The sequence below is a fragment of the Pseudomonas haemolytica genome (assembly GCF_009659625.1).
GTDB lineage: Bacteria > Pseudomonadota > Gammaproteobacteria > Pseudomonadales > Pseudomonadaceae > Aquipseudomonas > Aquipseudomonas haemolytica.
The window spans coordinates 744683-770292 of record NZ_VOIW01000002.1 but is presented as its reverse complement, the minus strand read 5'-3'; the positions used below and the strand labels follow the sequence as shown (position 1 = coordinate 770292).

The following is a 25610-nucleotide window of genomic DNA, read 5'->3' as shown; positions in this document are numbered from 1 at the left end:
TGTGCCGGTGACGCTTAACCGCGGTATTCACACAGGTAAGCGGTGTCCACGGCGACCTTCAACTGGAACTTGCTGTTGGCCGGTACGTGGAACTGGCTGCCGGCGGCGAAGGTTTCCCACTCGTTGGCATCAGGCAGTTTGACGGTCAGGGCGCCGGACACCACGTGCATGATTTCACGCTGGGCGGTGCCGAATTCGTATTCACCCGGAGCCATCACGCCGATGGTCGCCGGACCCTCTGCGGTGCCGAAAGCGATCGACTTGACGGTGCCGTCGAAGTACTCGTTGACTTTGAACATGGGTGAATCCTCGGAAAAGGGTCTGGAAAGGCCGGCCAGTATGCCCAAGCCCACGGGAGCTGCCTAGACCGGCAAAATCAACGGTAACAGGCGTGCGGTGTTGCGTGCATCTTCCAACGCGCGATGCTGCTGACCATGGAACTGCATCCCGGCCAACTGCAGGGCGCCATTGAGCCCCAGCGGCTTGTCCAGGCGCCGGGCCTTGGCAAAGCGCTGCTTGAGGTTCACATGGGGCGTCTGCCCAAGCGCACTGGCCAGGCCATGGCGTTGCCATTCGAGTTCAAGCTGCACGCGATCGTAATCACCCCAACTGGCCCAACCTTCCAGGCGTGCCTGATGCTGGCCCAGCCAGCGCTCGAACAGTGGCCATACCTCGGTGATTGGCGCGGCTGCGTCGATGTTGGCCTGGGTGATATGCGTCAGTTTGCGGCAAAAGGGCGTCAGCAATGGCCGCCGCAGTGGCCGCACAAAGCGCTGGAAGTGATCCAGTTCGCGGCCCTGGCGGTTGACCAGGCTGGCGCCGATCTCGATGACTTCCATCTCCGTCACGGGCCAGCCGCCGTCATCCGTTGTGGCTTCAAGGTCAATAATCAGCCAATGAGGCATGGTGCAGGTTCCCGTACTCGTCCTTCCTGATGGGGATAGAGCGTAGCCGGGCCCTGTAGTTCCGCCTAGGCCGTTATTCGATCTCCAGCAAAACCTGACGATTGCGCACCTGATCGCCTGTTACCACCTGCACGCCCTTGATGATGCCGTCGATGCCCGCCTTCAACGGGTGCTCCATTTTCATCGCTTCGAGCACCAGCAAGAGTTGGCCTTTGCTGACGCGTTCACCGACGCTGACCCGTATGTCGACGATGGCGCCGTCCATTGGCGCCTTGACCGTGCCGCTGCTGGCGTCGGCCTGGCGACTGGCGACTTGTTGGGAGCGGTTGATGACCTTCAAGCCGGGCAACCACAGTTGAGTGTCGTCGAGGTGGTAGGCGATGCGCCGGCGAATCCCATTGAGCTCCAGGGTGGCCCAGCGCCCGTCGGTGGTGAGTGGCAGAGCGTCGCTCGTCACGGCGTGGATTTGGCCATTGACCTCCAGGCGATAGGTGCACGCAACAGTGGCGTTGTTGCGCCATCCTGCCAGACCTTGGGGATGCTGGTCGGCGCTGTGTGTATAAAACAGTGCTGCTGCCAGGGTGACCTGTTCTTGCGACGGCACTTGGGGCGGTATGTCGCCGAAGTGTTCTGCGATAAATGCGGTGCTGAAATCGCCGGCGATAAAACCCGGATGTTTGAGCAAATCAGCCAATAGCCTCTGATTGGTGGTGACGCCGAGTAACACCGTGTCTTCCACCGCCCGCAGCAACTTACGTCGGGCCTCTTCACGGTTGGCGCCATGGACGATGATCTTGCCCAGCATCGGGTCATAGAATGGGCTGATTTTTTCGCCTTCGCGTAAACCATGGTCGATACGCACGCCGGGGGCGGGATCCCAGCGCAGCACGTCACCGGTTTGCGGCAGGAAGCCCTGGGCCGGGTCTTCGGCGTACAGGCGTACTTCCATGGCGTGACCGCTGAGGACCACATCGGCTTGCTCAAACGGCAAGGGTTGGCCCGTGGCGATGTGTAGTTGCCAGGCCACCAGGTCGAGCCCGGTGATCAGTTCGGTCACCGGGTGTTCGACTTGCAGGCGCGTGTTCATTTCCAGGAAATAGAACCGGCCGTTGCGGTCGAGCAGAAATTCCACGGTGCCGGCGCCGACGTAATTCACCGCACGCCCGGCCTTCAGCGCAGCTTCGCCCATGGCCTGGCGCAGTTCGGGCGTCATCACGGGGCAGGGGGCTTCTTCGATGACTTTCTGATGGCGGCGCTGAATGGAACAGTCGCGCTCGCCGAGGTAGATAAGGTTGCCTTGGCTATCTCCGAACAGTTGGACCTCAACGTGGCGCGGGTCGATCAGGGCCTGTTCGAGGATCAACTCGTCGTTGCCGAAGGCGTGCATGGCTTCCGAACGTGCGGTGCGCAGTTGCTCCAGCAGTTGCTCGCGTTGATGCACCAGGCGCATGCCACGCCCACCGCCACCGGCGCTGGCCTTGATCATCAGCGGGAAGCCGATACGCTCGGCCTCTAGTTGCAGGGTGGCATCGTCCTGGGCGCTGCCTTGGTAACCGGCGATGCAGGGGACGCCGGCATCGAGCATGGCGAGTTTGGACAGGCGCTTGCTGCCCATCAGTTCGATAGCTTCGACGCTGGGGCCGATGAAGGTGATATTGGCGTTCTGGCAGGCACGGGCGAAGTCGGGGTTTTCGGAGAGGAAGCCGTAGCCAGGGTGGATCGCGTCGGCGCCGGTGCGGTGGGCGGCGTCGAGGATGGCGGCTATGTTCAGGTATGACTGGTGTACGGGAGCGGGGCCGATGTTCACGGCTTCGTCGGCCATCTGCACGTGCAGGGCGTGGGTGTCGGCGTCGCTGTACACGGCGACGGTGCGGTAGCCCAATGCCTGGGCGGTGCGTTGGAGACGGCAGGCGATTTCGCCGCGGTTGGCGATCAGAATCTTGGTGAGTGCGGGCATTGGGTTATCCCTTTGATGATGGAGGGTCTGTTCTGGCCTCATCGGGAGCAAGCCCCCTCCCACATTGGAATGCATTTCAAATGTGGGAGGGGGCTTGCCCCCGATAGCGTCATTCGCACCACCGAGGCATGCGCTTCTGCACAAATGCCTGCGTGCCCTCAATCCCTTCCTCACTTGTCACCGCCTCGGCAAACCACTGTGCCCCGCGGTCCAGCACGGCACCAAGCGGCTCATTCACACTGGCCAGCAACAGGGATTTAGTCCGTGCATTCGCCCCCGGCGCACATTGCAACACCTGCCCCAACACCTCATCCAGGCGCTGCGCCAATGCCTGCGGGTCATGCTCCACAAAATGCACCACCCCCAGCCGCTCTGCTTCAACCCCATCAAACCGCGCCGCCGTCAGCGCCAGTCGCCGTGCCTGGGTCAGCCCAATACGCTTGACCACAAACGGCGCAATCTGCGCCGGCAACAACCCCAGGCGGGTCTCCGGCAAGCCGAACTGCGCTTTGTGATCAGCGATTGCAATATCACTCACGCACGCCAACCCAAACCCGCCGCCTAGCACCGCGCCTTGCAGCAGCACAATCACTACCTGCGGCAACGCCTCGACCTCTTGCAGCAGCGTGCCAAACGCGCGATTCAACGCTTGCATCTGATTCCCCGCGCCGATCAGGTCCTTCACATCGGCCCCCGCGCAGAAATGCCCGCCAGCGCCGCTGATCACCACGGCGCGCACCTGGCTGTCCAACTGTGCCAGCACCTCACGCAGTTCCTTGACCATCTCCAAGCTCATCGCATTTCGGCATTCAGGCCGGTTGAGGGTGATGTGCAGCACACCGTTATGGGCTTCGAGCAGCAAGGTGTTCATGGCTTTTTACCGGGCAGGGTGCCCATCAGTTTGCAGATGATGCCCAGCATGATTTCGTCGGCACCGCCGCCAATCGATACCAGGCGTACGTCGCGATAGGCGCGGGCCACCGGGTTGTCCCACATGAAGCCCATGCCGCCCCAATATTGCAGGCAACTGTCGCTGACTTCACGGCCCAGGCGTCCGGCCTTGAGTTTGGCCATGGAGGCCAGGCGAGTCACGTCCTGGCCCTTGATGTATTGCTCGGTGGCCTGGTAGACCAAGGCGCGCAGGCACTCGATTTCGGTCGCCAGTTCGGCCAGGCGGAAGTGGATCACCTGGTTGTCGATCAAGGCTTTGCCGAAGGTCTGGCGCTCCTTGCAGTACTCGATGGTGCTGTCGATGCAGTACTCCAGGCCCTTGATCATATTGGCTGCGCCGAACAGGCGCTCTTCCTGGAACTGCAGCATCTGCATCATGAAGCCTGCGCCTTCGTGGCCGATGCGGTTGCGCTGCGGTACGCGCACGCTGTCGAAGAACACCTGGGCGGTCTCGGAGCTGTGCATGCCGAGCTTTTCCAGAGGTGGGCTGACGCTGATGCCCGGGGTGTTCATCGACACCATGATCAAGGATTTGTTGATATGCGGCTTGTCGTCCGAGGTGTTGGCCAGCAGGCAGATAAAGTCGGCGCTGGGCGAGTTGGTGATCCACATTTTGCTGCCGTTGATCACGTAGTCGTCGCCGTCCTTGCGTGCATGGGTCTTGAGCCCGGCCACATCGGAGCCGGCGCCGGTTTCCGAGACGCCAATGCAGCCGACCTGCTCGCCGCTGATGGCCGGGCGCAGGAACTCGTCGCGCAGTTCATCGGAACCGAAGCGCGCCAGGGCTGGGGTGCACATGTCGGTCTGCACGCCGATGGACATGGGGATGCCGCCACAGCGGATGCTGCCGAATTCTTCGGCGGCGACGATGGAGTAGCTGTAGTCCAGGCCCATGCCGCCGAATTGTTCCGGCTTGGAAATGCCCAGCAGGCCGAGGTCGCCGGCCTTGCGGAAGATCTCGTGGATGGGAAAGCGCCCGGCTTTTTCCCATTCATCCACATGGGGGTTGATCTCGCGGTCGACGAAGGCGCGCACGGTGCGGCGCAGTTCCTGGTGTTCCTGGGTAAAGATCATTGTTCTTGTTCTCCTGTTAGAAACGCGCCACGCCAAAGCTGTTCGGTTGCAGTTGCCGCAGTTCGGCTTCGTGACAGATATCCAGCACAAACCCAAGCAAAGTGCGGGTATCCCGTGGATCGATCAGCCCGTCGTCCCACAGGTTGGCGCTGCCGTAGAGCGCAGTGGACTGGCTGTCGAGCTTTTGCGCAGTCACCTGTTCGAGCATGTCCAGCACCTTGGGGTCGGGCACCAGACCGTCCTTCAACTGTTTGGCCTCGGTGACGATACGCAGCACTTTGCCGGCTTGCGCGCCGCCCATCACCGCCGTGCGGCTGTTGGGCCAGGCGAAGATAAAGCGTGGGTCCAGGCCGCGTCCGCACATCGCATAATTGCCGGCGCCGTAGGAGCCGCCGACCACGATGGTGAGTTTAGGCACGCGGGCGTTGGCCACCGCCTGAATCATCTTTGCGCCGTGCTTGATCACCCCTTGTTGTTCGGACTCGGTGCCGACCATGAAACCGGTGGTGTTGTGCAGGAACAGCAGCGGCGTGCGGCTCTGGTCACACAGCTGGATAAACTGCGCGGCCTTGCTTGCGCCCTTCGGCGTGATCGGGCCGTTGTTGCCGATCACGCCGACGGCGCGCCCTTGGATATGCAGGTGGCCGCAGACGGTGTGGGCGTCGAACTCGCCCTTGAATTCCAGGAAGTGCGAGCCGTCTGCCAGGCGCGCCAGGATCTCGCGGACGTCGTAGGGTTTTTTCGGGTCATCGGGGATCAGTCCCAGCAACTGGTCGATGGGGTACAACGGCTCTTTATAGGTGCTTTTCGCGGGCTTCGGCAGCCGGTCATTCCACGGCAGCAGGCTGACAACTTCACGCACGATACGCACGCCATCGGCATCGTTTTCCGCCAGGTATTCGGCTGTACCGGCGGTTTGCGCGTGCATCTGGGCGCCACCCAGTTCTTCATCGCTGGCGACTTCGCCCGTCGCGGCCTTGAGCAGCGGGGGCCCGGCGAGGAACAGCTTGGCCTTGCCGCGCACCACCACCACGTAATCCGACAGCCCCGGCTGATAGGCACCGCCGGCCGTGGCCGAGCCGTGCACCACGGTGATCTGTGGCAGGCCCATGGCTGACATACGCGCCTGGTTGGCGAAGCTGCGTGCGCCTTCGACGAAAATCTCGGCGGCATAGTTGAGGTTGGCGCCGCCGCTTTCGGCGAGGGTCACCACCGGCAGTTTGTTCTCCATGGCGATCTGTTGCAGGCGCAGGGACTTTTTCAGGCCGGAGGGCGAAATGGTACCGCCCTTGATCGCGCTGTTGTTGGCCACCACCAGCATGCGCACGCCACTGACATAGCCGATGCCGGCGATCAGCCCGCCACCGGCGGCGCTGCCGTCTTTGTCGTCGTGAAGCTTATAGCCGGCCAGGCTGGCCAGCTCGAGGAATGGCGCGCCGGGGTCGAGCAGCAAATTGAGGCGCTCGCGAGGCAGCAGTTGGCTGCGCTTGTCGAACTTGGGCTTGGCTTCCTGGGCCTTGGAAAGCAGGGTGTGTTCCAGTTGGCGCAACTGGGCGATGGCGGCCAGCATGGCGTCGCGGTTTTGCGCGAACTGCGGGCTGTGGGCGTCGATCAGGCTTTCAATCATCGGCATGGGGTTATTGCTCCGCCTTTAGCACATCCGGCAGGTAGGCACGGTGGAAACCGTTGAAGGGTTCACTCGGCGCCTGTGCCGTGTGCAGCGGCCACGCGCGGCTGCCCAGGCTGGCGGCGCCGTCAATGCGCAGGGTGCTGCCGCTGACAAAGGCTGCGGCCGGGCTGAGTAGAAACACGATGGCGGCGCTGACTTCCGACTCGGTGCCGATACGCTTGAGCGGTACATGCTCGCGCAGGGTAGGGATCACCGCCTTGAACGCGCCGTCATAAGTGTCCATGCCGCTGGAGGCAATCCAGCCGGGCGCCACGGCGTTGACGCGCACCCCGGCATAGCCCCATTCAAACGCGGCGGTCTTGGTGAAGTTGTCCATGCCCGAACGCGCCGCGCCGGAGTGGCCCATGCCGGGCATGCCGCCCCACATGTCGGCGAGCATATTGACGATGGCGCCGCCGTGTTTGCTCATCGACTGGTTGAACACTTCCCTCGCCATCAGGAAGCCGCCCACCAGATTGGTGCGCAGTACGGTTTCAAAGCCCTTTTGATTGATCGCGGCCAGTGGCGACGGATATTGGCCGCCCGCATTATTCACCAGGCCGTGGATCGGGCCGTGGTCCTGCAGGATCTGGGTGACCAGCGCTTTCACCGCCTCTTCATCGCGGATATCACAGGCGTGCCAATGGGCGTCGCCGCCGTCTTCGGCAATTTCTGCCGCGACCTTCTGCAGCTTTTCCGGCTTGCGCCCCACCAGGATGACGCGGGCGCCCAGGGCCGCCAGTTCATGGGCGGTGCAGCGGCCAATGCCACTGCCGCCACCGGTGACAATCACGGTTTGCCCCTGGAACAGGTCGGCTTTGAAGATTGAGTCGAAGGCCACGGCGACGGTCCTTTTTAGATGAGAGAGTCTGCGATGTGTTGCGGCACGGCGATGGGGATTTCCAGCAGTTGCTGGGCGAAGGCTTTGCCTTGGGGGTCGATGCGCAGGCTGGCGATGCCGCCGCCGCCCAAGGCATTTTCCAGCAGGAAATTCAGGCTGTGGCTGCCGGGCAAGTACCAGCGTTCGACACGACCATGGATCGGGTCGAGCAGGTGGCCCATCCAGTCGACGATCACCTCCGGGGTCAACGCTTCGGCAATCCACGGCAGGTAGTCGGGGTGGCGGGCGATCACGCCGATATTGCTGTGGTTGCCCTTGTCACCAGAGCGCGCCACGGCGAGTTTCACCAGCGGCACGCTGGCGTCGGCGCGGCCCTGGGGTTTGGCCGGTTCCGTGGGGGCGGCGGGTGTGAGCATGGGCGTCGAGGCAGGCAGCTCGACGGCGTGGCGTTGGCCCAGGTAGTCGATGACCACTTCGCAGGACGATTTGTCGATCAGGAACGAAAACAGCCGGATCAGCGGGTACACCGTGGGCCGCCCACCGACGATGCCGGTCAACCCCGGAGCCATGCCCGTGGCCGCCTGGGCGATCTCGCGGGCAAACAGCACCAGCGCCTGCTTGCTCGGGTGCCTTACGGCCAGCTTGACCACCACCTCACGGCAGTCCTCGCGCCGGGCATGGGCGCCGTAGGTGGCTTCACTGCCGAGCAGCTCGATGTTGACTTCGCTGTAGGGTGCCCAGCCACGCTGGCTGAACAGTTCTGCGGTCTTGTTGATGATCGCCTGGCTGACTCGCTCGGCCTTGGCCACCGCGTCGATCCCGGCGAGCAGGCAACTGGCGGTACAACGAAAGCCATCGGGGTAGGTGGCGCTGACCTTGTACTGATCGGTGGGTGGTAGGCCTTTGGCGCCATGCAGGCGCACCGAGTGTTTGCCCTGTTGCTGCACTTTGACCCGGCTGAAATCGCAGATCACATCGGGCAATAGATAGGCGCGCGGATCACCGATTTCATACAGCAGCTGTTCGGCCACGCTCAGTTCGCTGATCAGCCCGCCGCTGCCCTCGACCTTGTTCACGGTGAACTGGCCGTCGGCGCTGACTTCGACAATCGGGAAGCCGATGTGCTCATAGTCCGGCACGTCGCGCCAATCGGTGAAATTGCCGCCGGTGCACTGGGCGCCGCATTCGATGATATGCCCGGCCAACGCGGCCTGGGCCAGGTGATCGTAATCCTGCCAAGACCAGTTGAATTCATGCACCAGTGCCGCGCTCACCACTGCGCTGTCGACCACCCGGCCGGTGATGACGATATCAGCGCCCAGTCCCAGGGCCTGGGCAATGCCCGGCGCGCCAAAGTAGGCGTTGGCGGACACACACATGGGGGGCAGCGGGGCAGCGGTGAACATCTCGCTGACAGTGGGCAGGTGTTTGAGTTGGGGGTGCAGGTCATCGCCAAGCAATACCGCGATTTTCAGCGGCACCTGGGCTTTGTCGCAGGCTGCTTGCAGGGCGGCGGCGCACGCCTGGGGATTGATGCCACCGGCATTGCTGATCACGCGGATGCCTTGGCGCTGGATATCCGCCAGCAACGGTGTGAGGACGTCGACAAAATCCATGGCGTAACCGGCCTGGGGATCTTTCATGCGCGCACCGGCAAGGATCGACATCGTGACTTCGGCCAGGTAGTCGAACACCAGGTAATCCAAGGCGCCACCGTGCACCAACTGGGCGGCGGCGGTGCAGGTGTCGCCCCAGAAGGCGCTGGCGCAGCCGATACGAACCGTCTTGCTCATGAGAAATCCTTGCTCCAATGGCTGGCGTCGAGACTACCAAGCAAGCGCTTGGTTTGTAAACTCTCTGAACAAGTTTCACCCAAGCGCTTGCTTGGGTGGCGGCCACGGCCTAAATTGCCGCCCAAGACGTCAGTAGAAGTGAAGGAGAGCAGCATGGATGAGCACAAAGCCCTGGGGGTGATGCGCGCCATGGTCGACGGTGGCCAGTTGACCGATCCCGAGAGTGCGCGGGGCAAATTGCTGCAAACCGCGGCTCACCTGTTTCGCAATAAGGGCTTTGAGCGCACTACCGTACGTGATCTGGCCAGCGCGGTGGGCATCCAGTCCGGCAGCATCTTTCACCACTTCAAGAGCAAGGATGAGATCTTGCGGGCGGTGATGGAGGAAACCATTCACTACAACACCGCGATGATGCGTGCCTCGCTGGAGGAGGCAAGCAACGTGCGCGAGCGTGTGCTGGCGCTGATTCGCTGCGAGTTGCAGTCGATCATGGGCGGCAGTGGCGAGGCGATGGCGGTGCTGGTCTACGAGTGGCGTTCGCTGTCGGCCGAAGGTCAGGCCCAGGTGCTGGCATTGCGCGATGTGTATGAGCAGCTCTGGCTGCAGGTGCTAGGCGAGGCCAAGGCCGCTGGCTACATCAGGGGCGATGTGTTTATCACCCGGCGCTTCCTGACAGGCGCGTTGTCCTGGACCACCACCTGGTTCCGCGCGCAGGGCAGCCTGACCCTTGAAGAACTGGCCGAAGAAGCCTTGTTGATGGTGCTGAAGTCGGACTGAAGCGCAGGCCATTAATTTGATGGCAAACGTTGTCTCTCCAGGCAAAAACGCCTAGCTTATCGCCCTCAGAGTATTCAACGGTGTGTGTCTCGATGTTTTCGCCATGGCGGCTGGCTGCAGGACTTACTTTATGGGCACTGGGCACCGCAGCGTGGACGCAGGCCGGTGCTGCGCAGTTGGTGAGAGTCGGCGCGGCGCACTTTCCGCCCTACACCATACGCCCTGAGCAAGGGGCCGACACCGGCTTGCTGCCGCAATTGGTCGAGGCCCTGAACGCTGCGCAAACCGACTATCAGTTTGTATTGGTGCCTACCTCCATCCCACGGCGTTTTCGCGATTTCGAGCAAGGCCGGGTCGACATGGCGATCTTCGAAAACCCGTCCTGGGGTTGGAAGAACATTGCCCATACCAGTGTCGACATGGGCCTGGAAGATGCAGAAATCTTCGTCGCCCAACGTCAGTCCGGCCGCGACCAGCGCTATTTCGCCGACCTCACCGGTAAACGCCTGGCGGTATTCAGCGGCTATCACTACGCCTTCGCCAACTTCAACTCCGACCCCAAGCACATGGCCGAGCACTTCAACGCCACGTTGACCTATTCCCATGACAGCAACTTGCTGATGGTCGCCCGTGGGCGCGCCGATATCGCCCTGGTCACCCGTTCGTACTTGAGTGACTTCATGGTGCGCAACGCGGACATGGCTGGGCAGTTCCTGGTGTCGGAGCGCATTGACCAGGTTTATCACCATTACGCGTTGCTGCGGCCGAAGGCACCGATCACGGGGGAGGCGTTTTCTGTATTGCTCAAGGGCCTTCGGGATAATGGTGAGATGCTGAAGATCTTCGAGCCGTATCGCATTGATGTAACACCACTGCCCTGAGTTCTCTGGGGGGGCAAAATGTGGGAGTCCCCACCCTACTTCAAACCCTGCGCGCAAACGTATCGCTATGGCTACCCGATACCTTGCGGCAATGCACCAGCGCATCACGAATCATGAAGTTCACCAGGGTCGGCGAAACCCCCAGTTCCTTGGCGATATCCTTTTGCGGCACCCCATGCAGGCGGTACATCTCGAAGGCATAGCGGGTGCGCTGGGGCAGCTCCGTCAGGGCGTCGGCGATGTTTTCCAGAGTGTTGAAATTGATGTGGGAGGTTTCCGGTGACGCGCCGTGAATAACCACATTCAAGCCTTCCTCTTCGGGCCCGGAGTATTTGAGCTCCAGAGCCTGCTTGCGGTAGTGATCGATCGCCAGGTTGCGCACGATCTGGAACAGATAACTCAGTTGGGCCTTGAACGAAGAGGTGATCGTCGGTGCCGACTGCAACCGGAAGTACGCATCCTGCACCACATCTTCGGCGCGGGAGCGGCACCCGGTAATACGTGCCGCGATCTTCACCAAAATCAGTCGATTGTCGACGAACGCCTGGAGAAGGGGTGAGTCGCACCTGCCTGTGGATACTTGTTCCGTCATGGAAATCACCTTACTGCTAATAGGTTAGGGGAGGGCGTCCCTGCTGAGGCCTCCTACACATCGGGCAACAAATTATGCTGAATGATAATGATTGTCAAATGAGAAGACGAACTAATCTTATGCCTTTGTGGAAGGTGTGAACCACGCCTCGCTCGTCCCCGGCGACTAATTATTTGCCGCTGCCGTCCGTTCTTCTGGGTGACAGGCCTGTTAGTGCAACGGCCAAGGATCAGCACCCGCAGGAGGACCAGATGGGTTTTTATCGTGCATTCGGCATGTTGCAGTTTGGAGTCCTCACCTCATGAGTGCGCCAACCCGGCTGCGCCTGTTTTGCCTGCCCCACTCAGGCGCCAGTGCCTCGGTCTACGCCCGCTGGCGTCGCGCCCTGCCGGATTGGCTGCACGTATGCCCGTTGGAGTTGCCGGGGCGTGGCATGCGCATGGACGAGCCGTTGCAACGCGATATCAAGGCCCTGGCCGCGCAGCTCGCAGAAGAAATCAGCCCTGACCTCGACGGCCCCTATGCCTTGTTTGGCCACAGCCTTGGCGGGTTGCTGGCGTTTGAATTGGCCCACGCTTTAAGCGCACGCAATGTGCCTGCGCCTCTGGCCCTGTTCGCCTCCGGCACTGCTGGCCCGGCGCGCCGTGATGTCAGTGAATACGCCATCGAAAAGACCGATGCCCAACTGATAGCCCGCTTGCGGGAGTTGAAGGGCACCGCCGAAGAAGCCTTGGCCAGCCCCGAGTTGATGCAGTTGATGTTGCCGATCCTGCGCGCCGACTTCCTGCTGTGCGGCAGCTTCAGCTATGGCGAGCGCGAGCCTCTGGGCCTGCCGATCCATGTGTTCGGCGGCAAGCAGGACAGCGTGCGCGCCGACCAGTTGCTCGACTGGCAACTTGACACCGCCAGCGGCTTTTCCCTGGACATGTTTGACGGCCACCACTTCTTCCTCGTGCAACACGAAAGCGCCGTGCTGCGTTGCGTGCGCCGCTATGCCGACGAACACCTGGCCCGCTGGCGCAGCGACGCAGCGCGGCAACGGGTTGCCGTCTGATCGCTCCCCGCTGTTGATTTTCAAGTACGCCGAATTTCCCGTAAGCCGATTTCAGGCAGGAACCCCATGATGGACGCCTTCGAACTCCCCCGCACTTTGGTCCAGTCCCTTCAACGCCGTGCCGCGCAGACACCGGACCAGGTAGCTCTGCGCTTCCTGGCCGAGTCGGCCGAGCAGAGCGTGGTGCTCAGCTACCGTGACCTGGACCAACGCGCCCGCACGATCGCCGCCGCCTTGCAAGCCAGCGCCGGCCCGGGCGAGCGTGCGGTGCTGCTGTTTCCCAGCGGCCCGGACTACGTCGCGGCGTTCTTTGGTTGCCTGTACGCCGGGGTGATCGCCGTGCCGGCTTACCCGCCGGAGTCCACGCGCCGCCATCACCAGGAGCGCTTGCTGTCGATCATTGCCGACGCCGAGCCGCGCCTGCTGTTGACGATTGCCAGCCTCAGCGAAGGCCTGGCGCAGATCGAAAACGCGCCGCCGGTATTGAGCGTGGACACGCTGGATGCGCAGCAGGCCGACCACTGGTTCGAGCCCGCGCTGCAAGCCGACGACATCGCCTTCCTGCAATACACCTCAGGCTCCACCGCCTTGCCCAAGGGCGTGCAGGTCAGCCACGGTAACCTGGTGGCCAACGAAGTGCTGATCCGCCGTGGCTTCGGTATCGACCTCAACCCCGATGACGTGATCGTCAGCTGGTTGCCGCTGTACCACGACATGGGCCTGATCGGTGGCCTGCTGCAACCGATTTTCAGTGGCGTGCCCTGCGTGTTGATGTCGCCGGCCTACTTCCTCGGCCGCCCACTGCGTTGGCTGGAAGCAATCAGTGAATACGGCGGCACCATCAGCGGCGGCCCGGATTTCGCCTACCGGTTGTGCAGCGAGCGGGTCAGTGAGCCGGCATTGGGGCGCCTGGATTTGAGCCGTTGGCGCGTGGCCTATTCAGGCTCCGAGCCGATTCGCCTCGACACCCTGGAACGCTTCGCGGAAAAATTCGCCCCCTGCGGCTTCACCCCGAATAATTTCTTCGCCTCCTATGGTTTGGCCGAAGCAACCCTGTTTGTCGCCGGCGGCACCCGTGGCCAGGGCATTCCCGCGATGCGCATGGACGAACAGGCGCTGGCCGCCAACCGCGCCGAACCGGGGCAGGGCAGTGCGATCATGAGTTGCGGCACCAGCCAGCCGGACCATGCTGTGCTGATCGCCGATCCTCATACGCTCACGAAGCTTGCCGACAACTGCGTCGGTGAGCTCTGGGCCACGGGCCCGAGCATCGCCCACGGTTACTGGCGCAACCCCGAAGCCAGCGCCAAGACCTTCGTCCAGCACGCCGGCCGCACCTGGTTGCGTACCGGTGACCTGGGTTTCATCCGCGACGGCGAGGTGTATATCACCGGGCGCCTGAAGGACCTGCTGATCGTGCGCGGCCACAACCTCTACCCCCAGGACATCGAACAGACCATCGAGCGCGAAGTGGAAGTGGTACGCAAAGGTCGTGTCGCTGCCTTTGCGGTGAATGACCAAGGCCTGGAAGGCATCGGCATCGCCGCGGAAATCAGCCGCAGCGTGCAGAAAATTCTGCCGCCCGAAGCGCTGATCAAGGCGATCCGCCAAGCCGTGGCCGAGGCTTATCAAGAAGCCCCGAATGTAGTGGTGCTGCTCAACCCTGGCGCTTTGCCGAAGACCTCCAGCGGCAAGGTGCAACGTGCGGCCTGCGCGATTCGCTATGCCGATGGCAGCCTCGACAGCTACGCGCAATTCCCCGGTGTGCAAACGCCGGCGAGCGAGGTGGCGCTGGCGTCCGACCTGCACAACCAGATCGCGGCGATCTGGTGTGAACAACTGCAACTGACCAGCGTGGCCGCCGACGATCACTTCTTCCTGCTCGGCGGCAACTCCATCACCGCCACCCAAGTGGTCGCCCGCCTGCGCGAAACCCTGGGCCTGGAACTCAACCTGCGCCTGCTGTTCGAAGCGCCGACGCTGTCGGCATTCGCCGCGAGCGTGGCGCAACTGCAACAGGACGGCGGCGTTGCCCAGGGCGCGATCCATGCACTGTCGCGCCACGAAGACCTGCCTCAATCCCTGGCACAGAACCGCCTGTGGATCACCTGGCAGCTGGACCCTCACAGCAGCGCCTACACTATTCCGGGCGCGCTGCACCTGCGCGGCGAGCTGGATGAAGACGCGCTGCGCGCAAGCTTCCAGCAACTGATCCAGCGCCACGAAGCCTTGCGCACGCGTTTCTACGAACGCGATGGGCAGGCCTTCCAGCGTGTCGAGCCACGGGTGGATTTCACGCTGCAAGTCATCGACCTCGGCGACCTGCCGCACGCTGAGCGCGAGGCCCGTGCGCAACAGATCCGCGAAGACGAAGCACGCACCCAGTTCGACCTTGAAACAGGCCCGCTGCTGTGGGTCACCCTGGTGCGCCTGGACGATGAAGAGCACCAGCTGCTGGTGACGCTGCATCACATCATCGCTGACGGCTGGTCGCTGAATATCCTGATTGACGAGTTCTCGCGCCTGTACGCCGCTGCCGTGCAAGGCCAGAGCCTGGAACTGCCACCGCTGGCCCTGCACTATGCCGACTACGGCAGCTGGCAGCGCCAATGGCTGGCCGAAGGCGAAGGCCAGCACCAACTGGCGTACTGGAAGGCCCAGTTGGGTGAAGAACATCCGGCCCTGAACCTGGCCACCGATCACCCGCGTTCTGCTCTGCATCGGCACAGCGCCTCGCGCCACAGCCTGCGCCTGGATGCGCGCCTCAGCGCCGCCGTTCGCCAGACGGCCCAGGCCCATGAGTCGACCCCGTTCATGCTGCTGTTGGCAGCGTTCCAGGCTTTGCTCTATCGCTACAGCGGCCAGCGCGATATCCGCATCGGCGTGCCCAATGCCAACCGCCCGCGCCAGGAAACCCAGGGCCTGATCGGTTTCTTTATCAACACCCTGGTGCTGCGTGCCGAGCTGGATGGGCGCCTGCCGTTCAACCAACTGTTGGCGACCACCCGCGAGACCGCAATGGCCGCCCAGGCCCATCAGGACTTGCCCTTCGAACAACTGCTGGAGGCCTTCCCCCAGGCCCGCGAACAGGGCCTGTTCCAGGTGATGTTCAACCACCAGCAACGTGACCTCAGCGCCTTGCGCCGCCTGCCGGGCCTGCTCGCCGATGAACTGCCATGGCACAGCCGCGAAGCCAAGTTCGACCTGCAACTGCACAGCGAAGAAGACCGTAACGGGCGCTTGAGCCTGTCGTTCGACTACGCCGACGAGTTGTTCGAACCCGTGACCATTCAGCGCCTGGCCGAGCATTTCATCCACCTGCTGCAAGCGGTGTGCACGCAACCCCAGCAAGCCCTTGGCGACTTGCCGTTGATGCCGGCTGACGAACAGCAACCCTGGAGCGAAGCGCCCTGTGCACCGGCCCGGCAATGGCTGCCCGACCTGCTCAACCAGCAGACTTCGGACGCCACCGCGCTGGTCTGGCAGGACGCCAGCCTGACCTTCGCCCAACTGCATACCCAGGCCAACCGCCTGGCCCATTACTTGCGCGACAAAGGCGTCGGCCCGGACGTGTGCGTGGCCATCGCCGCCGAGCGTTCGCCGCAACTGCTGATCGGCCTGCTGGCGATCATCAAGGCCGGTGGCGCCTACGTGCCGCTGGACCCGGATTACCCCACCGAGCGCCTGGCCTACATGCTCAACGACAGCGGCGTACACCTGCTGCTGACCCAGACGGCGTTGCTGGAGCAGTTGCCCACCGCCGAAGGCGTGTGCGTGATTGCCATGGACAGCCTGCACCTCGACAGCTGGCCAACCCAGGCACCGGGCCTGCACCTGCACGGCGAAAACCTTGCCTACGTGATCTACACCTCCGGCTCCACTGGCCAGCCCAAGGGCGTGGGCAACACCCATGGGGCGCTGGCCGAGCGTTTGCAGTGGATGCAGGCCACGTACCAGCTGAATGAAACCGATGTGCTGATGCAAAAGGCACCGATCAGTTTCGACGTGTCGGTGTGGGAATGCTTCTGGCCGCTGATCACCGGTTGCCGCCTGGTGCTGGCGGGGCCTGGTGAGCATCGCGACCCGCACCGCATCGCGCAGTTGGTGCAGGAACACGGCGTGACCACGCTGCACTTCGTGCCGCCGTTGTTGCAGTTGTTTATCGACGAGCCGTTGGTGGCTGAATGCACCAGCCTGCGTCGCCTGTTCTCCGGTGGCGAAGCCTTGCCCGCCGAGTTGCGTAACCGCGTACTTGCGCAACTGCCGGCGGTGCAGTTGCACAACCGTTATGGCCCAACCGAGACCGCGATCAACGTCACACATTGGCATTGCACCGCCGCGGATGGCGAGCGCTCGCCGATTGGCCGGCCGTTGGGCAATGTGATCTGCCGCGTGCTCGACGAGCAGCTCAACCCGCTGCCGGCCGGTGTGCCGGGTGAGTTGTGCATCGGCGGTATCGGCCTGGCCCGAGGTTACCTTGGCCGTGCCGGGCTGACCGCTGAACGCTTTGTCGCGGACCCCATGGGCGCGGCCGGCGCACGTCTGTACCGCACCGGGGACCGTGCGCGCTGGAATGACGATGGTGTGCTCGAATACCTCGGGCGTCTGGACCAGCAGGTCAAACTGCGCGGTTTCCGTGTGGAGCCGGAAGAAATCGAAGCGCGCCTGCTGGCCCTCGACGGCATCGCCCAAGCCGTGGTGCTGGTGCGCGATGAGCAGTTGATCGGTTACTACACCGGCCCCACCGAACTGGACGAACAGCAACTCAAGACCGCCCTGGCCGCCGAGTTGCCGGAATACATGGTGCCTGCGCTGCTGATGCGCCTGGACGCCATGCCCCTGAGCCCCAGCGGCAAGCTCGACCGCCGTGCCTTGCCGGAGCCGGTGTGGCAAACCCGCGAGCACGTCGAACCGCACACGCCTTTGCAACTGCAAATCGCCGCGATCTGGCGCGAAGTACTCGGCCTGCCACGCATCGGCCTGCGCGACGACTTCTTCGCGTTGGGCGGGCACTCGTTGCTGGCCACGCAAATCATCTCGCGCACCCGCCAGGCGTGTGATGTCGAGCTGCCATTGCGCACCCTGTTCGACGCCAGCGAGTTGGGCGCCTTTGTCGAGCAGGTCGGGTTGATCCAGGCCGCGGGCCAACGTAACCAACAGACTGCAATCACCAAGGTCGACCGCAGCGCGCCGGTGCCGTTGTCCTATTCCCAGCAGCGCATGTGGTTCCTCTGGCAGATGGAACCCGACAGCCCGGCCTACAACGTTGGCGGCATGGCGCGCCTGCGCGGGGTGCTGGATGTGGGGCGTTTCGAGGCGGCGTTGCAGGCGTTGATCATGCGCCATGAAACCCTGCGCACCACCTTCCCGAGCGTCGACGGTGTGGCGTGCCAGAAGGTCGCTCCGCAGACCGGTGTGCGCATGGACTGGCAGGACTTTTCAGCGCTCAACCAAACCGAGCGCCAGCAGCGTTTGCAGCAACTGGCGGATCAAGAAGCACACACGCCATTCAACCTGGAAACCGGGCCGCTGTTGCGGGCCTGCCTGGTCAAGGCCGGCGAGCAGGAACACTACCTGGTGCTGACCCTGCACCATATCGTCACCGAAGGCTGGGCCATGGACATCTTTGCCCGTGAACTCAGCGCCTTGTACGAAGCCTTTATCGACGATCGCGACTCGCCGCTGGCGCCGTTGCCGGTGCAGTACCTCGACTACAGCGTGTGGCAGCGCCAGTGGCTGGAGTCCGGCGAGCGCCAACGCCAGCTGGATTACTGGACCGCGCAATTGGGCACTGAACACCCGCTGCTGGAACTGCCCGGCGACCGCCCGCGGCCACCGGTACAAAGCCACCAGGGCGAGCTGTACCGCTTCGACCTGAGTGATGAGTTGGCCGCGCGCGTACGCGCCTTCAATGCCGAGCGCGGCCTGACCCTGTTCATGACCATGACCGCGACCCTGGCCGTGTTGCTCTACCGCTACAGCGGCCAGACCGACCTGCGCATCGGCGCCCCCGTGGCCAACCGGATTCGCCCGGAAAGCGAAGGGCTGATCGGCGCATTCCTCAATACCCAGGTGCTGCGTTGCCAGCTCAATGGGCAAATGAATGTCGTCGAACTGTTCGAGCAGGTGCGTCACACCGTGATCGAGGGCCAGTCGCACCAGGACCTGCCGTTCGACCATCTGGTCGAAGCCCTGCAACCACCCCGCAGCGCCGCGTACAACCCGCTGTTCCAGGTGATGTGCAACGTGCAGCGCTGGGAATTCCAGCAGAGCCGTGAACTGGCAGGCATGACCGTCGAGTACCTGGCCAACGATGCGCGGGCCACCAAGTTCGACCTCAACCTGGAAGTCACCGACCTCGACCATCGCCTGGGTTGCTGCATGACCTACAGCACCGACCTATTCGATGAGCCGCGCATTGCGCGCATGGCCGAGCATTGGCGCAACCTGCTGGAAGCCTTGATCACCAACCCGCAGCAGCGCCTCAGTGAGCTGCCGCTACTGACCGCAGATGAACAGCGTGCATTGCACGACAGCCTGGGGGTTGAGAAGGGCGAGCACCGCCTCGACCAGTGCATCCATCAACTGTTCAGCCAGCAGGCCAGCCAGCGTGCCGATGCTCCGGCGCTGACCTTTGCCGGTGTGACCCTGAGTTACGCTGAACTGGATGCCCGCGCCAACCGCCTGGCCTGGATGCTGCGCGAGCGCGGCGTCGGCCCGCAGGTACGTGTCGGCCTGGCGCTGCCGCGCTCGCTGGAAATGGTCATTGGCCTGCTGGCGATCCTCAAGGCTGGTGGCGCCTACGTGCCGCTGGACCCGGAATACCCACTGGACCGCCTGCACTACATGATCGAGGACAGCGACATCGGCCTGCTGCTCAGTGATGCGGCGATGTTCGAAGCCCTCGGCGAACTGCCGGCGACGGTGGCGTGCTGGTGCCTGGAAGATGATCTGCCGGTGTTGACGAATTACCCCGCCGACGCGCTGCCGTTTGTCAGCCTGCCACAACACCAGGCGTACCTGATCTACACCTCGGGCTCCACCGGCAAACCCAAAGGCGTGGTGGTGTCCCACGGTGAAATCGCCATGCATTGCCAGGCGGTGATCGAGCGGTTTGGCATGCGTGCGGATGACTGCGAACTGCACTTTTATTCGATCAACTTCGACGCCGCCACCGAGCGTTTGCTGGTGCCGCTGCTCAGTGGTGCGCAGGTGGTATTGCGCGCCCAGGGCCAGTGGGATGCTGAAGAAATCTGTGGGCTGATTCGTACCCACCGCATCAATATTCTCGGCTTCACTCCCAGCTACGGCAGCCAGTTGGCGCAGTGGCTGGCGACCCAGCAGCAGACGTTGCCGGTGCGCATGTGCATCACCGGTGGCGAAGCGCTGACCGGCGAACACCTGCAGCGCATTCGTGCGGCGTTCACGCCCGAGGTGTTTTTCAACGCCTACGGCCCGACTGAAACGGTGGTCATGCCGTTGGCCAGTCTCGCTCCGCAGCAGTTGGAGGAGGGCGCTGGCAGCGTGCCGATTGGCAGCATCATTGGTGAGCGCGTGGCTTACATTCTCGACGCCGACCTGGCGCTGGTGCCCCAAGGCGCCAGCGGCGAGTTGTATATCGGTGGCGCCGGGCTGGCCCAGGGTTATCACCGCCGTCCGGGGATGACGGCGGAGCGCTTTGTCGCGGACCCGTTTGCCGCCAATGGCGGGCGCCTCTACCGCACTGGCGACCTGGTGCGCCAACGCGCCGATGGCCTGGTGGAATACCTGGGTCGCATTGACCATCAGGTGAAGATTCGTGGTTTCCGCATCGAACTGGGCGAGATCGAAACGCGCCTGCTGGAACATGCCGCCGTGCGCGAAGCGGTGGTGCTGGCGCTGGATGCGCCGAGTGGCAAACAGCTGGTGGCGTACCTGGTCAGCGATGCCGAACACGCTGGATTGCGCGAAGCGCTGAAGGCGCACCTCAAGGCGCAACTGCCAGACTACATGGTGCCCGCGCATTTGATCGTGCTCGACAGCATGCCGCTGACCGCCAACGGCAAGCTCGACCGCCGGGCTCTGCCGCAACCCGACCCGGAGGCCAACCGCCAACACTACGTGGCGCCACGCACCGAGCTTGAAAGTACGCTGGCGGCAATCTGGTGCGCGGTGTTGAACGTGCAGCAAGTCGGCCTCGACGATAACTTCTTTGAACTGGGCGGCGACTCGATCCTGTCGATCCAGGTGGTCAGCCGCGCACGCCAGGCCGGGATTCATTTCAGCCCCCGCGACCTGTTCCAGCACCAGACCGTGCAAACCCTGGCCGCCGTCGCCACCCGCTCGGAGCAGGTCACGGCCGAGCAAGGGCTGCTGACCGGCCGCTCGGGCCTCACGCCGATCCAGCACTGGTTCTTTGACACCGATATTCCGACGCGTCAGCACTGGAACCAGGCGTTGGTGCTCAAGCCACTGCAACTGCTCGAACCCCATCGCCTGGAGCAAGCGCTGCTGGCGGTGTTGGAACACCACGATGCGTTGCGCCTGAGCTTTACCCAGCGCGACGCGCAATGGCACGCCGAACACTTGGCCGTACCGGAAGGCGGCGTGCTGATGCAGGCCCAGGTGCGTGATATGCAGCAGTGCACCGCACTGTTCACCGACACCCAGCGCAGCCTCGATCTGGAACACGGGCCGCTGTTGCGTGCTTTGCTGGTGGACGGCCCGCAAGGCCAGCAGCGCTTGTTGATCGCGATCCATCACTTGGTGGTGGACGGCGTGTCATGGCGCGTGTTGCTGGAAGACCTGCAAAACGTCTATCGCCAACTCAGTGAAGGCCAGTCCGTCAGCCTGCCGGCCAAGACCAGCGCGCTACGGGATTGGGCTGCGCGTTTGCAGGCGTATGCCCATAGCGAATCCCTGCGCGAAGAATTGAGCGTGTGGCAAGCACAGTTGGCCGGCCCGACCGTGGCATTGCCGGTGCAGCGCCCACAAGGCGCACTGCGCAATCGCGATGCCGACACAGTCAGCGTGCGCCTGGATGCCGAGCATACCCGTCAGTTGCTGCAACAGGCGCCGAGCACCTATCGCACCCAGGTCAACGACCTGCTGCTGACCGCCCTGGCCCGCGTACTATGCCGCTGGAGCGGGCATGCCTCGGCGCTGATCCAGCTGGAAGGCCATGGCCGCGAAACCTTGTTCGATGATATCGACCTGACCCGCAGCGTTGGCTGGTTCACCAGTGCCTATCCGTTGCGCCTGACACCGCAGGCCGGGCAGGGCGACTCGATCAAGGCGATCAAGGAGCAACTGCGTGCCTTGCCGCACAAAGGCTTGGGCTATGGCGTGCTGCGTTATCTGGCCGATGACCTTTGCAAACAGAGCATGGCCGCACTGCCGAGCGCGCAGCTCACCTTCAACTACCTTGGGCAGTTCGACCAGAGTTTTGGCACCGACGCACTGTTCCATCCGCTGGAGGAGTCCGCCGGCCTCGCCCATGATCCGGACGCACCGTTGCCCAATGAGCTGAGCGTCGATGGCCAGGTGTACGGCGGTGAGCTGGTGCTGCGCTGGACCTTCAGCCGTGAGCGGCATGATCAACAGACCATTCGCGATCTGGCCGAGGCTTACCTGGCCGAGTTGCACAGCCTGATCGCCCATTGTCTCCAGGACGACGCCGGCGGCCTTACGCCGTCCGACTTCCCCCTGGCGCACCTGAGCCAGGCGCAACTGGACGCCTTGCCGGTACCGCCCAGCGCCATCGAGGACGTCTACCCGCTGACCCCGATGCAGGAGGGCCTGCTGCTGCACACCCTGCTGGAACCGGGCACCGGCCTGTATTACATGCAGGACCGCTACCGCATCAACAGCGCCCTGGACCCCGAACGTTTCGCCCAGGCCTGGCAAGCGGTGATCGCCCGGCATGAAGCCTTGCGCGCCTCGTTCTGCTGGAACGTTGGCGAAGACATGCTGCAAGTGATCCACAAACCCGGCAGCACGCCGATTGAGTACCTGGACTGGAGCGCCGTTCCCGAGGCCGAGCAGGAGCCGCGTCTGCAAGCGTTGCTCAAGGCCGAACGCGAAGCCGGCTTCGACCTGCTCAACCAGGCGCCATTCCACCTGCGCCTGATCCGTGTGGGCGAGGCACGCTACTGGTTCATGATGAGCAACCACCACATCCTCATCGATGCCTGGTGCCGTTCGCTGCTGATGAATGATTTCTTCGATATCTACATGGCCCTGGGCGAGGGCCGCGAGGCGCAACTGGCCCCGCCGCCGCGCTACCGCGACTACATTGCCTGGTTGCAACGCCAGAACCTCAATGAGGCGCGCCAGTGGTGGCAGCACAACCTGCAAGGTTTCGAGCGCACCACACCGATCCCGAGCGACCGCCCATTCTTGCGCGAACACGCCGGTGGCAGCGGCGGTATGGTGGTGGGCGACTGTTACACTCGCCTCGATGCCCGTGACGGTGCGCAACTGCGCGAACTGGCCCAGGCGCACCAGCTCACCGTCAATACCTTTGCCCAGGCGGCCTGGGCCTTGGTGCTGCGCCGTTTGAGCGGCGAGCGAGACGTACTGTTCGGCGTCACCGTGGCCGGGCGCCCGGTGGAAATGCCCGAGATGCAGCGCACCGTCGGCCTGTTTATCAACAGCATCGCGCTGCGGGTGAAGCTGCCCGAGGATGGCCAGCGTTGCAGCGTGCGCCAGTGGTTGAGCGGCTTGCTTGACAGCAATATGCAACTGCGCGAGTACGAATACCTGCCGCTGGTGACCATCCAGGAGCACAGCGAATTGCCCAAGGGCCAGCCGCTGTTCGACAGCCTGTTTGTGTTCGAGAACGCGCCGGTAGAAGTCTCGGTGCTGGACCGTGCGCAAAGCCTGAACGCCACCTCGGATTCGGGCCGCACCCACACCAACTTCCCGCTCACCGCCGTGTGCTATCCAGGCGATGACCTTGGCTTGCACCTGTCCTACGACCAGCGCTACTTCGATGAAAGCACCGTGCAAGGCATGCTTGGCGAGTTCAAGCGCTTGCTGTTGGCGCTGGTGCAGGGCTTCCATGGCGACATGGCCGAGCTGCCGCTGATTGGTGAGCAGGAGCATGAATTCCTGGTGGAAGGCTGCAACCAGAGCGAGCACCGCTATCCGCTGGAACGCAGCTACGTTCAGTTGTTCGAAGAACAGGTGGCGCAGCATCCGCAGCGTATTGCCGCCAGTTGCCTCGACCAGCAATGGAGCTACGACGAGCTGAACCGCCGCAGTAACGGCCTGGGCCATGCGCTGATTGCGGCGGGTGTCGGCCTGGATCAACCGGTGGCGCTGCTGGCTGAACGTAACCTCGACCTGCTGGGCATGATCATCGGCAGCTTCAAGGCCGGTGCCGGCTACCTGCCGCTGGACCCGGGGCTGCCGAGCCAGCGCCTGAGCCGCATCATCGACCTGAGCCGCACGCCGTTGCTGGTGTGTACCGAGGCGTGCCGCGAGCAGGCCATCGAATTGCTCGAAGGCGTTGAGTGCCAGTTGCTGGTGTGGGAGGAAGTGCCCGCTCGTGGTGAGAACCCAGGTGTCTACAGCGGCCCGGACAACCTCGCCTACGTGATCTACACCTCAGGTTCTACCGGCCTGCCCAAGGGCGTGATGGTCGAACAGCGTGGGATGCTCAATAACCAGTTGAGCAAGGTGCCGTACCTGCAACTGAGCGAGACGGATGTGATCGCCCAGACCGCTTCGCAAAGTTTCGATATTTCCGTCTGGCAGTTCCTCGCCGCGCCGCTGTTTGGGGCGCGTGTGGATATTGTGCCGAACACTATTGCCCATGATCCGCAAGGCTTGCTGGAGCACGTTCAAGCACAAGGCATCAGCGTGCTGGAGAGTGTGCCGTCGCTGATCCAGGGCATGTTGGCCCAGGACCGCATCAGCCTCGACGGCCTGCGCTGGATGTTGCCTACGGGTGAAGCGATGCCACCGGAGTTGGCACACCAATGGCTGCTGCGCTATCCGCAGATTGGCCTGGTCAATGCCTACGGCCCGGCGGAATGTTCGGATGATGTGGCGTTCTTCCGCGTCGACCTGGCCTCGACCCGTGGCACTTATCTGCCGATTGGTACGCCAACCGACAACAACCGTTTGTACCTGCTTGATGGTGCCTTGGAGTTGGTACCCCAGGGCGCGGTCGGTGAGCTGTGCGTCGCTGGCATTGGTGTCGGTCGTGGCTACGTCAGCGATCCGCTGCGCACCGCCCCGGTGTTTGTGCCGAACCCATTCGGCGCACCAGGCGAGCGTCTCTACCGCACCGGCGACCTGGCGCGGCGACGCAGTGACGGCGTGTTGGAATACGTCGGGCGTATCGACCATCAGGTGAAAATTCGCGGCTATCGCATCGAACTGGGTGAAATCGAAGCGCGCCTGCACGAACAACCGGAGGTACGCGACGCGGCGGTTGGCGTGCAGGAAGGCGTCAACGGCAAGCATCTAGTGGGTTACCTGGTGGCCGCCGACGCAACGCTCAACCCGAGCGAGCGCCTGGACCGCATCAAGCAACGCCTGCGTGCCGAACTGCCGGAATACATGGTGCCGCTGCACTGGCTATGGCTCGAGCGCCTGCCGCTCAACGCCAACGGCAAACTCGACCGCAAGGCCCTGCCAGCCTTGGAGATCGGCCAACTGCACAGCCAGGACTACCTGGCGCCGCGCAATGAACTGGAAACCACCTTGGCCGGAATTTGGGCCGAGGTACTGAAAGTCGACAGGGTAGGTGTGCAGGACAACTTCTTCGAACTGGGCGGGCACTCGTTGCTGGCTACGCAGATCGCCTCGCGGGTGCAAAAGACGTTGCAGCGCGACGTGCCGCTGCGGGCGATGTTCGAGTGCAGCACGGTGGCGGAGTTGGCCGAGTATATCGATGGGTTGGCGGCCAATGAGATCAGCGCCGAGAAGGTGGATCGGTTGAGTGATTTGATGGCGGAGTTGGAGGGGCTTTAAGGCGCAATGGCGCTGCCCGTTGGTCGGGTAGCGCCGTTTTTCTAGCGAGAACTGTCAATTTTGACAGTAGGAAAAGCTGCTTTTTTACGCTGTGATGGGTGATGTCGGTTAGGCGAACGCCTGGGGTTCGACATTCCCTGTTTGTTGAAAAGG

At 63.2% G+C, this 25610-nt stretch carries 13 protein-coding genes; 4 read left to right on the top strand and 9 right to left on the bottom strand.

What is annotated here, in order from left to right; all coding sequences use genetic code 11:
- Positions 1 to 14 precede the first annotated feature (14 nt).
- From ppnP to FRT59_RS09655, 8 genes are all read right to left on the bottom strand, one after another.
- A complete protein-coding gene (ppnP, locus tag FRT59_RS09690; RefSeq protein WP_034117044.1) occupies positions 15 to 299 on the bottom strand; it encodes a pyrimidine/purine nucleoside phosphorylase in 285 nt (94 codons plus the stop codon).
- A gap of 63 nt (positions 300 to 362) precedes the next feature.
- Positions 363 to 905 (bottom strand): 3'-5' exonuclease, encoded by a 543-nt coding sequence (locus FRT59_RS09685; RefSeq protein WP_034117041.1) that lies wholly within the window; start codon positions 903 to 905, stop codon positions 363 to 365.
- 73 nt (positions 906 to 978) lie between these two features.
- Positions 979 to 2862 (bottom strand): acetyl/propionyl/methylcrotonyl-CoA carboxylase subunit alpha, encoded by a 1884-nt coding sequence (locus FRT59_RS09680; RefSeq protein WP_153871065.1) that lies wholly within the window; start codon positions 2860 to 2862, stop codon positions 979 to 981.
- 109 nt (positions 2863 to 2971) lie between these two features.
- The gene (locus FRT59_RS09675) at positions 2972 to 3733 is read right to left on the bottom strand and encodes an enoyl-CoA hydratase/isomerase family protein (protein ID WP_153871064.1); all 762 of its coding nucleotides are present in this window, start codon (positions 3731 to 3733) and stop codon (positions 2972 to 2974) included.
- On the bottom strand, positions 3730 to 4887 hold the full coding sequence (atuD, locus tag FRT59_RS09670; RefSeq protein ID WP_153871063.1) for a citronellyl-CoA dehydrogenase: 1158 nt from the start codon (positions 4885 to 4887) through the stop codon (positions 3730 to 3732). The genes FRT59_RS09675 and atuD overlap by 4 nt, the downstream gene beginning before the upstream one ends.
- 16 nt (positions 4888 to 4903) lie before the next feature.
- Positions 4904 to 6520 (bottom strand): acyl-CoA carboxylase subunit beta, encoded by a 1617-nt coding sequence (locus tag FRT59_RS09665; protein ID WP_153871062.1) that lies wholly within the window; start codon positions 6518 to 6520, stop codon positions 4904 to 4906.
- A 4-nt stretch (positions 6521 to 6524) separates the two neighbouring features.
- Positions 6525 to 7397, bottom strand: a complete 873-nt coding sequence (locus FRT59_RS09660) for an SDR family oxidoreductase (RefSeq protein ID WP_034117032.1) — start codon at positions 7395 to 7397, stop codon at positions 6525 to 6527.
- 14 nt (positions 7398 to 7411) lie between these two features.
- On the bottom strand, positions 7412 to 9190 hold the full coding sequence (locus FRT59_RS09655; RefSeq protein ID WP_153871061.1) for an acyclic terpene utilization AtuA family protein: 1779 nt from the start codon (positions 9188 to 9190) through the stop codon (positions 7412 to 7414).
- 153 nt (positions 9191 to 9343) lie between these two features.
- On the opposite strand from FRT59_RS09655, the gene FRT59_RS09650 reads away from it, so the two are divergent.
- Together FRT59_RS09650 and FRT59_RS09645 are read left to right on the top strand one after the other, a co-directional pair.
- Positions 9344 to 9967 carry a TetR/AcrR family transcriptional regulator gene (locus tag FRT59_RS09650; protein ID WP_153871060.1) on the top strand — a complete coding sequence of 208 codons (624 nt, stop codon included), beginning with the start codon at positions 9344 to 9346 and terminating at the stop codon, positions 9965 to 9967.
- 92 nt (positions 9968 to 10059) lie between these two features.
- The gene (locus tag FRT59_RS09645) at positions 10060 to 10848 is read left to right on the top strand and encodes a substrate-binding periplasmic protein (RefSeq protein ID WP_153838085.1); all 789 of its coding nucleotides are present in this window, start codon (positions 10060 to 10062) and stop codon (positions 10846 to 10848) included.
- A gap of 40 nt (positions 10849 to 10888) precedes the next feature.
- On the opposite strand, the gene FRT59_RS09640 is transcribed toward FRT59_RS09645, so the two are convergent.
- Positions 10889 to 11440, bottom strand: coding sequence for an RNA polymerase factor sigma-70 (locus FRT59_RS09640; RefSeq protein WP_034117025.1), 552 nt, complete (start codon positions 11438 to 11440; stop codon positions 10889 to 10891).
- 301 nt (positions 11441 to 11741) lie between these two features.
- Here FRT59_RS09640 and FRT59_RS09635 point away from each other — a divergent pair, with 301 nt between their 5' ends.
- On the top strand, positions 11742 to 12494 hold the full coding sequence (locus tag FRT59_RS09635) for a thioesterase II family protein (protein WP_034117024.1): 753 nt from the start codon (positions 11742 to 11744) through the stop codon (positions 12492 to 12494).
- 66 nt (positions 12495 to 12560) lie between these two features.
- Positions 12561 to 25457, top strand: coding sequence for a non-ribosomal peptide synthetase (locus FRT59_RS09630; protein ID WP_153871059.1), 12897 nt, complete (start codon positions 12561 to 12563; stop codon positions 25455 to 25457).
- The last annotated feature ends 153 nt before the right edge of the window (positions 25458 to 25610 follow it).